Origin of the sequence: Streptomyces sp. A1277, assembly GCF_004795015.1 — a bacterium.
In the GTDB taxonomy this organism is placed as follows: Bacteria; Actinomycetota; Actinomycetes; order Streptomycetales; family Streptomycetaceae; genus Streptomyces.
Genome location: NZ_SSBI01000083.1, coordinates 1 through 13854 on the forward strand (window position 1 = coordinate 1; position 13854 = coordinate 13854).

Here is a 13854-nt window from a genome sequence, read left to right on the forward strand (position 1 = left end):
GGCCCCTGCGCGTCCCTCCCGGTCCCTCAGGGCTCGCGCGCCGGTTTCGCCGCCTCCGCGCGGCGCTGGGCCGGGATGCCGGGGAGCAGCGATCCGCCGTCCGCAGCCGGTGCGCGTCCGCGGCCCGGCACAGGCCCCGTACCGCGTCGCCGAACCGGATCACGGACGGCGGGCCGGACGGGCCGAGGAGCCGGAGCTTGAGGGCCGCCCGGGCCGGGGCGAGCCCGTCGCCGCCGGGGTCGCGCACCGACGCGAGGAGGGCGGGGGCGCCCGCCGCGTCCGGGGTGAGGACGGTCGCCGCCGAGACCGTCGGGAAGGTCTCCCGGAACACCGCGTCGGACAGGCCGCTGGTGTTCGCCACGGCGTACGGCTTCTCGCCGGCAGGAAGTCGCAGGTCAGCCGGCGGGTCATGGTGTCCGCGCGGACCTTGGCGAGCAGCGCGACCTGGCCCGGCAGCCATCGGTGCAGGGCGGCTTCGGCGCACAGGACGGCCGCGGTCGCCACGATCAGCAGGGGGAGTCGGGGGACGACGGCCGCCGCTGCCTGGACGGTGAGGGCGACCGCCAGGAGGCCGAGGGGGAGGGTCTTCGCGGCGGACCGCAGGGGAGGGGGAAGTGGTGGCGCGGGTGGGACTCCAAAAGAGCTCAGGCTCTCGTGTGCGCCGTGGGGGCGGCGGCTTCCGGCCGGAGCGCCCGGACGAGCGGGGGTTCGGAAGTCACCGTAGGGAAATCAGCCGATCCGCTGATGAGACGAGCCTGAAAGCTTGGTGAGAAACAGGCGCCCGGGCACAACCATCTGCCATGTCCATGCACGCGTGCGGTCGTGGCCGGGGGCGCGAGAGGAGTGCGAGGGGGTGCGAAAATGGCCGATCGGTTACGGCAGACCGCAACGTTTCCTCCGGATGTGTCGGCAATAGGTGGGCGGATGCCGTTTTGTCACGGATGGGGCGGCGAATCTCAGTAAGGTCGGCCGATAGGTCGCAGCTGCGACAGGACCGCCGTCTCATCGGCCACATCTCATCGTGGGGGCAGAAACTGTGAAGGCTCTCGTACTTTCCGGTGGGGCAGGCACCCGGCTCCGTCCCATCACCCACACCTCGGCCAAACAGCTGGTCCCGGTGGCGAACAAACCGGTGCTGTTCTACGGCCTGGAGGCCATCGCGGAAGCCGGTATCACCGAGGTCGGCATCATCGTGGGCGACACCGAGGAGGAGATCCGCGCGGCGGTCGGCGACGGTTCGCGCTTCGGCATCGACGTCACCTACATCCGGCAGTCCGAACCCCTCGGCCTCGCCCACGCGGTCCTGGTCGCCCACCGCTTCCTGGGCGACGACGACTTCGTCATGTACCTGGGCGACAACTTCATCGTCGGCGGGATCGCCGGCCTGGTCGAGGAGTTCCGCGCGGACCGGCCCGACGCCCAGATCCTGCTGACCCGGGTGCCGGACCCGACCTCCTTCGGCGTCGCGGAGCTGGACGGGGACGGCAGGGTGGTGGCCCTGGAGGAGAAGCCCGAGTACCCCAAGAGCGACCTCGCGCTCGTCGGCGTCTACCTCTTCACCCCGGCCGTCCACGAGGCCGTCCGCTCCATCCGGCCGTCCTGGCGCGGCGAGCTGGAGATCACCCACGCCATCCAGTGGCTCATCGACCACCAGCGCGACGTGCGGTCCACCACGATCCGGGGCTACTGGAAGGACACCGGCAACGTCACCGACATGCTGGAGGTCAACCGGACCGTGCTGGAGAGCGTCGAGCCGTGCACCGAGGGCGCCCACGTCGACGGCGAGAGCGAGATCATCGGCCGGGTGCTGATCGAACCGGGCGCCCGGGTCACCCGCAGCCGGATCGTCGGGCCCGCCGTCATCGGGACCGGCTCGGTCATCAGCGACGCCTACGTCGGCCCGTTCACCTCCATCTCGCAGAACTGCCGGATCGAGGACAGCGAGATCGAGTACTCCATCGTGCTGCGGGGCGCCTCGATCGACGGGGTGCGGCGCGTGGAGGCATCGCTGATCGGCCATGACGTCGAGGTGACGCCCGCGCCCCGCAGCCCGTCCGCCCACCGCCTCGTCCTCGGCGACCACAGCAAGGTGCAGATCTCCTCATGAGCGACCACACGCGCATCCTCGTCACCGGCGGCGCCGGCTTCATCGGCTCGCACTACGTCCGTACGCTGCTGGGCCCGGACGGCCCCGGCGACGTCACCGTCACCGTCCTCGACAAGCTCACCTACGCCGGCAACCCGGCCAACCTGGACGAGGTCCGCGGCCACCCCGGCTTCGCCTTCGTGCACGGCGACATCTGCGACGCGGACCTGGCCGCGCGCCTGACGGCCCGCCACGACCAGGTGGTGCACTTCGCCGCCGAGTCCCACGTGGACCGCTCCATCGACGGCGGCGCGGCCTTCGTCCGTACGAACGTCGTCGGCACCCACACCCTGGTCCACGCCGCACACGACGCGGGGATCGGCACCTTCGTCCACGTCTCCACCGACGAGGTCTACGGCTCCATCGACGAGGGCTCCTGGGCCGAGGACGAACCCCTCGCGCCCAACTCCCCGTACTCCGCGTCCAAAGCCTCCAGCGACCTCATCGCCCTGGCCTACCACCGCACCCACGGCCTCGACGTGCGGGTGACCCGCTGCTCCAACAACTACGGCCACCACCACTTCCCCGAAAAGGTCATCCCGCTCTTCGTCACCAACCTCCTGGAGGGCCGCCCCGTCCCGCTCTACGGCGACGGCGCCCATGTACGCGACTGGCTGCACATCGACGACCACGTCCAGGGCATCGAACTCGTCCGCACCAAGGGCCGCCCCGGCGAGGTCTACAACATCGGCGGCGGCACCGAACTCTCCAACAAGGAGCTCACCCGGCTGCTCCTGGAGGCGTGCGACGCCGACTGGGACACCGACGTGACCCACGTCGAGGACCGCAAGGGCCATGACCGGCGCTACTCCGTGGACTGCTCCAAGATCCGCGAGGAGCTGGGCTACGCGCCCCGCAAGGACTTCCGCACCGGCCTCGCCGAGACCGTCCGCTGGTACCGCGAGAACCGGTCCTGGTGGGAGCCGCTCAAGGAGAGGGCCGCCCTGTGAGCCCCCGCTGGCTGGTCACCGGGGCCGGCGGCATGCTCGGCCGGGACCTGACGGCCGCGCTCGCCCGCGAGGACGCCGCCGTCGTCGCCGCCGACCGGGCGGCCCTGGACATCGCCGACCCGGCCCGCGTCCGCGCGGCGTTCGGCGCCCACCGGCCCGCCGTCGTCGTCAACTGCGCCGCCTGGACCGCCGTCGACGACGCCGAGAGCCGGGAGGAGGCCGCGCTGCGGGTCAACGGCACCGGACCCGCCGTCCTCGCCGAGGCATGCCGCGAGCACGGCAGCGTCCTGCTGCACGTCTCCACCGACTACGTGTTCGCCGGGGACGCCGTCCTGCCGTACGCGGAGGACGCCCCGACCGCCCCGCGCAGCGCCTACGGACGCACCAAACTGGCCGGCGAACGCGCCGTCCTGGAGACCCTGCCCGACACCGGCCACGTCGTGCGCACCGCCTGGCTGTACGGCGCCGGGGGCGCCAACTTCGTCCGTACGATGATCAAACTGGAGGGCGTCAAGGACACCCTCGACGTGGTGGACGACCAGCGCGGCCAGCCCACCTGGACCGTCGACCTCGCCGCCCAGCTGGTCCGCCTCGGCCGGGCCGCGCTCGGCGGCACCGCACCGGCGGGCGTCTACCACGGCACCAGCGGCGGCGGGACGACCTGGTACGGCCTGGCCAGGGAGGTCTTCCGGCTGCTGGGCGCCGACCCGGACCGCGTCCGCCCCACCAGCAGCGCCGCCTTCGCCCGCCCGGCTCCCCGGCCGGCCTTCAGCGTCCTCGCGCACGACCGGTTCACGGCCGCCGGGATCGCCCCGCTCCGCGACTGGCGCACGGCCCTCGGCGAGGCGTTCCCCGCGCTGCTCGCCGCCGAACGCCCCGCTCAGCGCACCGACGGACTGAGCGACGGCTCACCGGCCCTGCCCCCCGGCACCGCCGCACCGCCCGTCCGCAGCCGCGCGTAGTACGCCTCGCAGGCGGCGTACGAGGGCAGCAGGCCCCGCTCCTCGGCCTCGGCGAGTGACGGGGCCGAGGCGTCCTTCGGGGACAGCAGCGGCGCGATGTCCCCGGGCCACTCGATGCCCAGGTCCGGGTCGAGCGGGTCGATGCCGTGCTCGCGCTCGGGCGCGTAGCCCTCGGAGCAGAGGTAGAGGACGCACGCGTCGTCGGTCAGCGCCAGGAAGGCGTGGCCAAGGCCCTCGGCGAGGTAGACCGCCCGGTGATCGGTGTCGTCGAGCCGCACGCCCTCCCACCGCTTGTACGTGGGCGAGCCGGTCCGCACGTCCACGATCACGTCGAGCACCGCGCCCCGCACGCACTTCACGTACTTCGCCTGGCCCGGCGGCACGTCCGCGAAGTGGACCCCGCGCAGCGTGCCCCGGCGGGAACGGGAGAAGTTGGCCTGCGCGAGCCCCAGCGTGTGCCCGGCCGCCGCGCCGAGGTCCGCCGCCCTGAACCACTCGTGGAAGCTGCCTCGGCCGTCCGGGATGACCCGGGGCTCGTGCACCCAGGCCCCGGGAACGGAGAGCCGGCGCATGCGATCACATCCTCTTCCCAATCCGCCGGACCACCAGACGGCACCGGTACCTCATCTGCAACGAGCCGCAGGGGCGAACAGACACGGAACGGGGCGAAGAGGGGCGAAACGGGGTCCACGGTGCGGAATGCGAAGGCGCCGTTTTCCGCTCTCGCGTAGATTGCGGAATCCAGCGAGCGAACCTTGGGGGATGCGGGTGTCAGGGGCAAGGCAGGGCGTCACGGAAGCCCGCAGGATCGTGGTCAAGGTCGGTTCCTCCTCCCTCACCACCGCAGCCGGCGGCCTCGACGCCGACCGGGTCGACGCGCTCGTCGACGTACTCGCCAAGGTCCGCGACGGCGGCGAGCGGGAGGTCGTCCTCGTCTCCAGCGGCGCCATCGCCGCCGGGCTCGCCCCGCTCGGCCTGCACCGCAGGCCCAAGGACCTGGCCCGCCAGCAGGCCGCCGCCAGCGTCGGCCAGGGACTGCTCGTCGCCCGCTACACCGCCTCCTTCGCCCGCTACGGCGTCCGCGTCGGCCAGGTCCTGCTCACCAGCAACGACACCAGCCGCCGCGCCCACTACCGCAATGCCTACCGCACCCTGGACCAGCTCCTGGACATGGGCGCGCTGCCCGTCGTCAACGAGAACGACACCGTCGCCACCGACGAGATCCGCTTCGGCGACAACGACCGGCTCGCCGCGCTCGTCGCCCACCTCGTCCGCGCCGACCTGCTGGTCCTGCTCTCCGACGTGGACGGCCTCTACGACGGCGACCCCAGCATCCCCGGCACCACCCGCATCGCCCAGGTCACCGGCCCCGCCGACCTGGCCGGCGTCAGCATCGGCAGCGCCGGCAAGGCGGGCGTCGGCACCGGCGGCATGGTCACCAAGGTGGAGGCCGCCCGGATCGCCACGGCCGCCGGCATCCCGGTCGTCCTCACCTCCGCGAGCCACGCCGCCGACGCCCTGGCCGGCCGCGACACCGGCACCTACTTCCACCGCACCGGCCGCCGCTCGGCCGGCCGGCTGCTGTGGCTCGCCCACGCCTCCACCCCGCAGGGCTCGCTCACCCTGGACGACGGCGCCGTGGCGGCGGTCGTGGAGCGCCACAGCTCGCTGCTGCCGGCCGGGATCGCGGCGGTCGAGGGGGAGTTCACCGCGGGTGAGCCGGTGGAGCTGCGGGACCTGCGGGGCCGGGCGGTGGCCCGCGGACTCGTCAACTTCGACGCCAAGGAGATCCCGCAGCTCCTCGGCCGCTCCACCCGCGACCTCGCCCGGGACCTCGGCCCCGCCTACGAGCGCGAGGTCGTACACAGGGACGATCTCGTCGTCCTGCACGGCTGACGGACCCCTGAAACGGCTGAAAGTCCAGCCATCGGACAGAGACCTTCACGAAAACCGCCCCACGCCGGGCCGCGGACTGGTCCACTTTGTAGCAGGGAAACTGCGGGGTACAGCAAAGCAACACATCACAGGAGGCCGCCGGTGAGACGAGCGCGCCCGGGGGCGCCGCCCCGAGGATCGGGTGGCCGCACCCTGACCAGCGTGGGAGCGGGTGCCGGTTTCGACGGGAGCGGGCCCGCGGACCGGAGGGACGAGCGCACCGCCCGGCCGGAGCCGACACCGGCCGGCCAGGACCACACCCAGTCGAAGCTGTGGCACGTCACGCTCTGCGTCTCCGGGACCGAGTTCCCGCTGAAGGAGGTCAGACGCGGCCTCGAACAGCTCGCGCACGACCACCCGTTCCTGCTGACCAGCCGCTATGCCAACGACCACGCGGAGATCCGCTACTGGGAGGAGGCCCGCGACCTGCACGACGCGGCGGCGGTGGCCCTGCGGCTGTGGGGCGAGCACCGCTCAAGCGCCGGCCTGCCGCCCTGGGTGATCGTCGGCCTCGAAGTCATCGACCGCGAGACCTACCACCAGCGCGTCGCCGAGGGCTACGGACCGCCTCCGGCCGCCCCGGTCGGCGTCCACCCGTACTGAGCCGGCGGCCGTTACGGGACGGCCGTCTCGCATCACGGGATACGTGAGGAATGCCCGCAGCGTGCGCACTACTCTGCGGGCATGACCACGCTTTCGCCGTACGACAACATGTCTCCGGTGGCCCAGGCCGCCTACCGGGCCCGCTCCGCAGCCGCCGACATCGCGCCACTTCCGCGCGCGGCGAAGGACGACGCGCTGCTGGCGATCGCGGACGCGCTCGAAGTGCGGACGAGCGACATCCTCCAGGCCAACGCCGAGGACGTGGCGCGCGCCCGCGAGGCGGGGACCAGCGAGTCGGTCGTCGACCGGCTGACCCTCACCCCCGAGCGCATCCGCGCCATCGCCGCCGACGTACGGGACGTCGCCGCGCTGCCCGACCCGGTCGGCGAGGTCGTGCGCGGCTCGACCCTGCCCAACGGCATCGACCTGCGCCAGGTCCGGGTGCCGCTCGGCGTGGTCGGGATCATCTACGAGGCCCGGCCCAACGTGACGGTGGACGCCGCGGCCCTCTGCCTGAAGTCGGGCAACGCCGTCCTGCTGCGCGGCTCGTCCTCCGCCTTCGCCTCGAACACCGCGCTGGTGCGGGTGCTGCGCGACGCGGTGGGCGGCTCCGGGCTTCCGGCCGACGCGGTGCAGCTGGTGCCGGGCGAGAACCGCGACTCGGTGCGCGAGCTCATGCGCGCGCGGGGCCTGGTCGACGTCCTCATCCCGCGCGGCGGTGCCTCGCTGATCCGCACGGTGGTCGAGGAGTCCACCGTCCCCGTCATCGAGACCGGCACCGGCAACTGCCACGTGTACGTGGACGCGCGGACCGACCTCGACATGGCCGTCGAGATCCTGGTCAACTCCAAGGCCCAGCGCCCCAGCGTCTGCAACGCCGCCGAGACCCTCCTCGTCCACAAGGACATCGCCGACGCCTTCCTGCCGCGCGCCCTGGACGCCCTGGCCGAGGCCGGCGTGACCGTGCACGGCGACGAGCGGGTGCTGGAGTACGCCGAGGGCTCCAAGGCCACCGTGGTGGCGGCGACGGCGGAGGACTGGGAGACCGAATACCTCTCGTACGACATCGCGGCGGCCGTCGTGGAGTCGCTGGACGCGGCCGTGGCGCACATCCGGCTCTGGTCCTCCGGGCACACCGAGGCGATCGTGACCACCTCGCAGGCCGCGGCCCGCCGCTTCACCCAGTTGGTGGATTCGACCACGGTGGCCGTCAACGCCTCGACGCGGTTCACCGACGGAGGCCAGTTCGGTTTCGGCGCCGAGATCGGCATCTCCACCCAGAAACTGCACGCCAGGGGCCCGATGGGGCTGCCGGAGCTGACCTCCACGAAGTACATCGTGACCGGCGACGGCCACGTGAGGTGATTCGGGAGGCGCGAATCCGCCGTCTCCCTGCCCAAAGCGGGCCGCCGGGGCTAGTCTGAAACCGTGCCGGACGACGTGGGGGGCAGGCCGTTTGCGAACGGCCGGGAGCCCGACGACGACCGCGGGGGCGCGGACGAGGACTTCGCCTCCGTGGTGTTCGACGAGGACTTCGTACGGGCCGCCGCGTTCCACGAACCGACCGCCGTCGAGCGGTTGTTGGCGGCGGCCGAGGCGCGCGCCGAGGCCGATGCCCGGCGCGCGGGCGCCCGCGGCGGCCCCCTGGACGACGAGCTGTACGACGACGGCTACGGGCCCGGCGGCTACGGCGGCCCGCACGGCTACGACGACCGGTTCGACGGGGACGAGGACGGCGCCTACGACAACGGGCCCTACGGGCGTCACGGCGGGGCTCTGCGCCCCTACCGGGGTGCGGCCCGCTGGCACCGGCCGGTCGCCTGGCTGCTCGCCGTCCTGATGGGCGTCGGCATGGTCGCCCTGGCCTTCAGCGCCGTCTACCGCAACACCTCGGGCGGCCGGCAGGACCCCGCCCCGCCGCCGGCCACCACCGGCGTGGACAGCGCCCCCGGCCCCACCTCCGCCCCGTCCGAGGCGCACGGCTACCCGCGCCCGATGGTCTCCGCCGTCCCGCGCACCCCCTGATCCCCGCCGCCCCGGCGAAACTCTCCGGTGGTTCCCGGCCGTCACCGCGTTTACGGTCGTCGTGATCGACCCACCCTGAATGTATGACCCCTCATGTGCTCGAAGAGGGGACTTCTCACGGAGTCGGGAGAAGTCATGGCACACCGCGGAGACCCACCCGATGGCCCGGCGGAGAACGGCGCGAGCGGTCAGGACGACGAATACGGCTCGCTCGTGTTCGACGAGTCCTTCGTGCGCGCCGCCCGCCTGCAGGAATTCTCCGCCCAGGAACGCATGGGCGAGCACGCCCGCGCCGTCCGCAGCCTGCACGGGCGGGCCTTCCGCCACGGCTCCCGGGTCGCGCTCGCCCTGATGGTCCTGATCGCCATGGCCTTCGGGACGGCCGTCTTCATGGGCCTGCGCCACCCCTACGAGAGCGTGTCCGGCCGGCGGGCCGAACCGCTGCGGATGACCGTCGTCCCCCTCGCCCCGCTAGGCGCCGTCCCCGCGGGCACCCCGGCCGCCCTCTTCGCGAGCAGCCCCGCCGCCGGATACCCCAAGGGCAAGGACGGCATCAACCCCCCGGCCGCCCGGGGCACCACCGACTTCTCCGAGAGCCAGGTGTCCACCGCCCTGGCCACCGTCAAGGACTACCTGGTCGCCTCCTCGCTCGACCCCGACGTGCTCAGCGGGAACTCGGTGCGTCCCGTGGAGTCACTGCTCGACCCCGACCAGACGGAGCAGTTCGACCGCAGCGTTTCCGAGCCCCACGACGACGGGCAGCACGCCGCGACCGGCTGGCTCGTCCGCTTCGACCCGGCCCGGGTCACCCCGGACCCCGAGATCCGGGTCCGGGGCACCCTGCGGTACGTCCAGACGGGGTCCGACGCCCTGGAAGTGGTGTCGGACCACACCTTCACCTACGCGCTGCGCCCCGCCGCCTCCGGACCCCGGCGGGAAAACGGCGCCTCGCTGTTCACCGTGCGGCGGGAGATGCGCTTCCGGTTCGACCGGGAGGACCTGCGGCTGCACCGCCTGGAGGTGCTGACCAGCTACCTCCAGGCGGGACCGCAATCCTGCCCGGCCGACACCTCGGCCGCGCTGCGCCCCCTGCTGGCGGGCGAGCGGGCGGTGTCCCGGGGCCCGGCCGGCACCGACCCGTACGCCACGGGCCGGCCCGTCGCCGCGCTCTGCGGGACGCTGGAGGTCAGCTCCCCGCCGTCCCGGACCCCTGCGGATCCTCCGGGCCCTCCGTCCCCGTAGGACCGCCCTTGGCGCCGCCGCCCCCGCCTCCGCCGGTGAACTTGTCCCGCAGCTTGCCGCCCAGGTCCCCGGCGCCTCCGGCTATGTCGCCGACCAGCTTCATCAGCGGGTCCTTGCTGTTGCGCACCGAATCGGCGTAATGCGAGGCGGACTCCTTGAACGAGTCCGTCACCGAGGTGTCCTTGTCCTCGTCGCGCCGGGGGTAGTGGCCGTCCATGATCCGCTGGTAGTCGCGGGTCTCGGACCACTTCTTCAGCTCGGCCGCGCGGACCGTGGTGAACGGGTGCGAGCGCGGCAGCACGTTGAGGATCTTGAGGACGGAGTCGCGCAGATCGCCGGACTTCTCGTACTCGTCGGCCTGGGCGAGGAAGGCGTCCACGTTCATCTCGTGGAGGTGGTTGCCGCCGGCGATCTTCATCAGGCCGCGCATCGACGCCTGCGCGTCCTGGCCGACCAGCAGCCCGGCCCGGTCCGCCGACAGCTCCGACTTGCGGAACCACTCGCGCAGCGCCGTCACGATCGCCATGATCGCGACGTTCCCCAGGGGGATCCACGCGACCTTGAGCGCCAGGCTGGTGAGGAAGAGCAGGATCGTGCGGTACACGGCGTGGCCGGAGAGGGCGTGTCCGACCTCGTGGCCGACGACCGCCCGCATCTCCTCCTCGTCGAGCAGCTCCACCAGGCCCGTGGTCACCACGATGATCGGCTCGTCGAGCCCGATGCACATGGCGTTGGGCCGCGGGTCCTGGTTGACGTACATCGGCGGGACCTTCTCCAGGTCCAGGATGTAACAGGCGTCGCGCAGCATGTCGTTGAGATGCGCGAACTGGGCGTCGCTCACCCGGACGGAGTCCGACAGGAAGAGAAGTCGCAGGCTGCGCTCCGGCAGCAGTCCGCTCAGAGCCTTGAAGACGGTGTCGAAGCCGCTCAGCCTGCGCAGGGCGACCAGGGCCGAGCGGTCCGCGGGGTGCTCGTAGGCCCGGGAGGAGATCCCCGGGAAACGCTTGCGCTGCCTGCTCGGCACGCGGTCGTGGTTCTCGTGGCTGCTGTCGGTCATGGATGGGCCCCCTGTGTTCGTACGAGACGTCGCTCGCCCCCTGACGCCGCCCAGCCTAGGTGCTGGGGCTACGGTGTGCGGGGGGCTGTGGATAACTGAGGAGACGCCCGACATGCCGCACACCGTTGCTCTGCTCGCCGCCGCTTCCGAGGAGCAGGGACCGGGCAACACGATCCGCATCGTGCTGATCGTCTCCCTCCTGGGAGCCGCCCTGCTGGCCTGGTTCCTGCTGCGCGGATACCGCAACGACGACAACAACGACTGAGTCGGCGTGAGCGTGCCCGGGGCACCCGCATACGATGTCCGCGACGTCTTCCCCCGACTCCCGATCGATAGGTCCTGCCGAAGATGAGCCTCACGAGCACCGCACACCAGCTGGTCACCGTCGCCGCCGAGGGCGAGCACGGTGGCAACCACGAAAGCCTCAGCCCCTACCTCACCGGTGGCGGTGCCCTTGTCGTGCTTCTCCTCCTTCTGTGGATCACCACGCGCTTCAACCGCGACCGCTGAGGCCGAGGCGTACAGCTGTGCCAGTAGGCTCTGCACGCATGGGAGAGCAGGAAGTGCCTACCGGCCGCGGAAAGCGCCGACTCGGCGTGATGGGCGGGACGTTTGACCCGATCCATCATGGACACCTGGTGGCGGCCAGTGAAGTGGCCGCCCAGTTCCACCTCGACGAGGTGATCTTCGTACCGACCGGGCAGCCGTGGCAGAAGAGCCACAAGCACGTCTCCCCGGCGGAGGACCGCTATCTGATGACGGTCATCGCGACGGCGTCCAACCCCCAGTTCTCGGTCAGCCGGAGCGACATCGACCGCAAGGGCCCCACGTACACGATCGACACCCTGCGGGACCTGCGCGCGGTCCACGACGAGGCGGACCTCTTCTTCATCACCGGCGCGGACGCGCTCGCCCAGATCCTCACCTGGCGCGACGCCGACGAACTGTTCTCGCTGTCCCACTTCATCGGTGTGACGCGGCCGGGCCATGTGCTCACGGACGACGGGCTGCCGAAGGGAGGCGTCTCCCTGGTGGAGGTGCCCGCGCTGGCGATCTCCTCGACGGACTGCCGCGCGAGGGTCGCCCAGGGGGAGCCGGTCTGGTACCTCGTGCCGGACGGTGTGGTCCGCTACATCGACAAGCGCCAGCTGTACCGCGGCGAGTGAGCCACGGAAAGGGGCACCGGTGAACGACCGACAGAACCCGTACGACCCGTACTACCAGCAGCCGCAGATCATCGGCTACGACGAGTACGGGCAGCCGGTGTACCAGCAGCCGGGTCAGCAGCAGTACGACCCGTACGCGCAGCAGCAGAACCAGCCGCAGCACCAGGACCAGCAGCACCAACAGCCCCCGCAGCAGGCACCGCAGGGCGGCGGGCAGGGGTACGGCTACGACCCGTACGCCCAGCAGCAGCCCCCCGCCCCGCCGCAGCAGTACGACCCGTACGCGCCCCAGCAGCACCAGGCCCCGCAGCAGGGCTACGGCTACGACGCGTACGGCTACGACACAGGGCAGCAGCCCGCCGCGGTCGACACGACCCAGCAGTGGAGCATCCCGCAGCAGGCGCCCGCCCCCGCACCCGCGGCTCCGGCGCCCCCCGATGAGCCCGAGCCGCAGCCGGCGCCCGAGGCGGCCGTGCCCGGGCAGCGGCGCGGCGAGCAGGACTACCGCACCGAGCAATTCTCCTTCATCGAGGAGCCCGACGAGGACTCCGAAGACGTCATCGACTGGCTCAAGTTCACCGAGAGCCGCAGCGAGCGCCGCGAGGAGGCGCGCCGCCGGGGCCGCAACCGGATCATCGCGCTGATCGTCGTCGCGGTCCTGGCCGTCGTCGGCGGTGTCGGCTACCTGTGGTCCGCGGGCAAGCTCCCCGGCATGTCCGGCGGCGAGAAGGAGAACACCGCGACGACCGGCCCGCAGCGGCGGGACGTCATCGTGGTCCACCTCCACAACACCAAGGGCGGCGACACGTCCACCGCCCTGCTCGTGGACAACGTCACCACCAAGCAGGGCACCACCATCCTGCTCCCCAACTCCCTCGCCGTCTCCGACGAGGACGGGGTCACCACCACGCTCGGCAAGTCGGTGGACGACGACGGCACGTCCGGCACCCGGGAAGCCCTCGACACCCTGCTCGGCACCGAGATCAGCGGGACCTGGCGGCTCGACACCCCGTACCTGGAGAACCTCGTCGACCTGGTCGGCAACATCGAGGTCGACACCGACACCGATGTCCCGGGTGCCAAGAAGGGCGCGGGCGACCTGGTGAAGAAGGGCGAGGGACAGACCCTCAGCGGCCCGATGGCCGTCGCGTACGCCACGTACCGCGGTCCCGGCGAGGCCGAGGCCAAGCAGCTGATGCGGTTCGGGCAGGTCATGCGCGGGGTGCTGCGCAAGATGTCCGCCGATCCGAAGGCCGCGACGGTCACCGTGCAGACGCTGGCCCAGATCCTGGACCCGTCGCTGCCCGAGAAGGACCTCGGGGCCTCGCTGGCGAAGCTCGCCGAGCACGCCAAGATCGGCGACTACAAGACGGCGCTGCTGCCGGTCCAGGACGACGGCACCCTCACCGACGCGGCCACCGAGAGCGTCGTCAAGGACATCCTGGGCGGCACGGTCAAGGCCCCGTCCGCGGACGGCGTGGTCCGGGTCGGCATCAAGAACGCCACCGGTGACACCGGCGGTACGGAGTCCGCCCGGGGCAAGCTGATCAACGGTGGTTTCGCCTTCGTCAACAGCGGGAAGGCCGACGCGGCGTCGTCCTCGCAGGTCGTCTACGCGCAGGCGGCGGACAAGGAGAAGGCGACCCAGGTCGCCAAGACCCTCGGACTGCCGACCAGCACGGTGACGAAGGGCAAGCCCGCCGGAAACGCGGACGTGTCCGTCCTCCTCGGCCAGGACTACAAGATCGAGTAGCGGGGGGCGGGCGGC

At 72.0% G+C, this 13854-nt stretch carries 14 protein-coding genes and 1 pseudogene; 12 read left to right on the top strand and 3 right to left on the bottom strand.

The genetic code is table 11. The features are described from left to right. Positions 1–26 precede the first annotated feature (26 nt). Positions 27–382, bottom strand: a pseudogene (locus E6R18_RS33305) (hypothetical protein); the annotation flags it as partial. Positions 383–1036: 654 nt separating this feature from the next. Here E6R18_RS33305 and E6R18_RS33310 point away from each other — a divergent pair. From E6R18_RS33310 to rfbD, 3 genes are read left to right on the top strand one after another with little or no spacing between them, the layout of a single operon-like run. Continuing rightward, the gene (locus E6R18_RS33310) at positions 1037–2107 is read left to right on the top strand and encodes a glucose-1-phosphate thymidylyltransferase (protein WP_136320613.1); all 1071 of its coding nucleotides are present in this window, start codon (positions 1037–1039) and stop codon (positions 2105–2107) included. Continuing rightward, positions 2104–3096: a dTDP-glucose 4,6-dehydratase gene (gene rfbB / locus E6R18_RS33315; RefSeq protein ID WP_136320602.1), complete on the top strand. Its 993-nt coding sequence runs from the start codon at positions 2104–2106 to the stop codon at positions 3094–3096. Before E6R18_RS33310 ends, rfbB begins: the two co-directional genes overlap by 4 nt. Next, a complete protein-coding gene (gene rfbD, locus E6R18_RS33320; RefSeq protein WP_136320603.1) occupies positions 3093–4058 on the top strand; it encodes a dTDP-4-dehydrorhamnose reductase in 966 nt (321 codons plus the stop codon). Before rfbB ends, rfbD begins: the two co-directional genes overlap by 4 nt. On the opposite strand, the gene rfbC is transcribed toward rfbD, so the two are convergent. Further along, positions 3977–4630, bottom strand: a complete 654-nt coding sequence (gene rfbC, locus E6R18_RS33325) for a dTDP-4-dehydrorhamnose 3,5-epimerase (protein WP_136320604.1) — start codon at positions 4628–4630, stop codon at positions 3977–3979. The two genes, rfbD and rfbC, sit on opposite strands and share 82 nt — an antisense overlap. Before the next feature lie 190 nt (positions 4631–4820). Between rfbC and proB the strand changes: the two genes are divergently transcribed. The 5 genes from proB to E6R18_RS33350 all read left to right on the top strand — a co-directional run bounded on the left by proB (position 4821) and on the right by E6R18_RS33350 (position 9863). Further along, a complete protein-coding gene (proB, locus tag E6R18_RS33330) occupies positions 4821–5954 on the top strand; it encodes a glutamate 5-kinase (protein WP_136320605.1) in 1134 nt (377 codons plus the stop codon). Positions 5955–6095: 141 nt separating this feature from the next. Further along, entirely contained in the window at positions 6096–6596 is a 501-nt protein-coding gene (locus tag E6R18_RS33335) for a hypothetical protein (protein ID WP_136320606.1), read from the top strand. 81 nt (positions 6597–6677) lie between these two features. Then, positions 6678–7961, top strand: coding sequence for a glutamate-5-semialdehyde dehydrogenase (locus E6R18_RS33340; protein ID WP_136320607.1), 1284 nt, complete (start codon positions 6678–6680; stop codon positions 7959–7961). Between the two features lie 63 nt (positions 7962–8024). Beyond that, the gene (locus E6R18_RS33345; protein ID WP_136320608.1) at positions 8025–8621 is read left to right on the top strand and encodes a hypothetical protein; all 597 of its coding nucleotides are present in this window, start codon (positions 8025–8027) and stop codon (positions 8619–8621) included. A 135-nt stretch (positions 8622–8756) separates the two neighbouring features. Then, positions 8757–9863, top strand: a complete 1107-nt coding sequence (locus E6R18_RS33350; RefSeq protein ID WP_136320609.1) for a hypothetical protein — start codon at positions 8757–8759, stop codon at positions 9861–9863. On the opposite strand, the gene E6R18_RS33355 is transcribed toward E6R18_RS33350, so the two are convergent. Beyond that, the gene (locus tag E6R18_RS33355) at positions 9808–10920 is read right to left on the bottom strand and encodes a M48 family metallopeptidase (RefSeq protein WP_136320610.1); all 1113 of its coding nucleotides are present in this window, start codon (positions 10918–10920) and stop codon (positions 9808–9810) included. The genes E6R18_RS33350 and E6R18_RS33355 overlap by 56 nt on opposite strands. 112 nt (positions 10921–11032) lie before the next feature. On the opposite strand from E6R18_RS33355, the gene E6R18_RS34340 reads away from it, so the two are divergent. The 4 genes from E6R18_RS34340 to E6R18_RS33365 all read left to right on the top strand — a co-directional run bounded on the left by E6R18_RS34340 (position 11033) and on the right by E6R18_RS33365 (position 13839). Continuing rightward, complete coding sequence (locus tag E6R18_RS34340) at positions 11033–11185, top strand: hypothetical protein (protein WP_168712508.1); 153 nt, start codon at positions 11033–11035, stop codon at positions 11183–11185. An 83-nt stretch (positions 11186–11268) separates the two neighbouring features. Next, positions 11269–11430 carry a hypothetical protein gene (locus E6R18_RS34345; protein ID WP_168712509.1) on the top strand — a complete coding sequence of 54 codons (162 nt, stop codon included), beginning with the start codon at positions 11269–11271 and terminating at the stop codon, positions 11428–11430. A gap of 38 nt (positions 11431–11468) precedes the next feature. After that, positions 11469–12086 (top strand): nicotinate-nucleotide adenylyltransferase, encoded by a 618-nt coding sequence (gene nadD, locus E6R18_RS33360; RefSeq protein ID WP_136320611.1) that lies wholly within the window; start codon positions 11469–11471, stop codon positions 12084–12086. Between the two features lie 19 nt (positions 12087–12105). Next, the gene (locus E6R18_RS33365) at positions 12106–13839 is read left to right on the top strand and encodes an LCP family protein (RefSeq protein ID WP_136320612.1); all 1734 of its coding nucleotides are present in this window, start codon (positions 12106–12108) and stop codon (positions 13837–13839) included. The last annotated feature ends 15 nt before the right edge of the window (positions 13840–13854 follow it).

Excerpts from the sequence above, each read along its gene's own strand:
- E6R18_RS33350 (WP_136320609.1), top strand. The coding sequence starts at position 8,757 with ATGGCACACCGCGGAGACCCACCCGATGGCCCGGCGGAGAACGGCGCG.
- E6R18_RS34345 (WP_168712509.1), top strand. The coding sequence starts at position 11,269 with ATGAGCCTCACGAGCACCGCACACCAGCTGGTCACCGTCGCCGCCGAG.
- proB (WP_136320605.1), top strand. The coding sequence starts at position 4,821 with ATGCGGGTGTCAGGGGCAAGGCAGGGCGTCACGGAAGCCCGCAGGATC.
- rfbB (WP_136320602.1), top strand. The coding sequence starts at position 2,104 with ATGAGCGACCACACGCGCATCCTCGTCACCGGCGGCGCCGGCTTCATC.
- E6R18_RS33355 (WP_136320610.1), bottom strand. The coding sequence starts at position 10,920 with ATGACCGACAGCAGCCACGAGAACCACGACCGCGTGCCGAGCAGGCAG.
- E6R18_RS34340 (WP_168712508.1), top strand. The coding sequence starts at position 11,033 with ATGCCGCACACCGTTGCTCTGCTCGCCGCCGCTTCCGAGGAGCAGGGA.
- nadD (WP_136320611.1), top strand. The coding sequence starts at position 11,469 with ATGGGAGAGCAGGAAGTGCCTACCGGCCGCGGAAAGCGCCGACTCGGC.
- E6R18_RS33340 (WP_136320607.1), top strand. The coding sequence starts at position 6,678 with ATGACCACGCTTTCGCCGTACGACAACATGTCTCCGGTGGCCCAGGCC.
- rfbC (WP_136320604.1), bottom strand. The coding sequence starts at position 4,630 with ATGCGCCGGCTCTCCGTTCCCGGGGCCTGGGTGCACGAGCCCCGGGTC.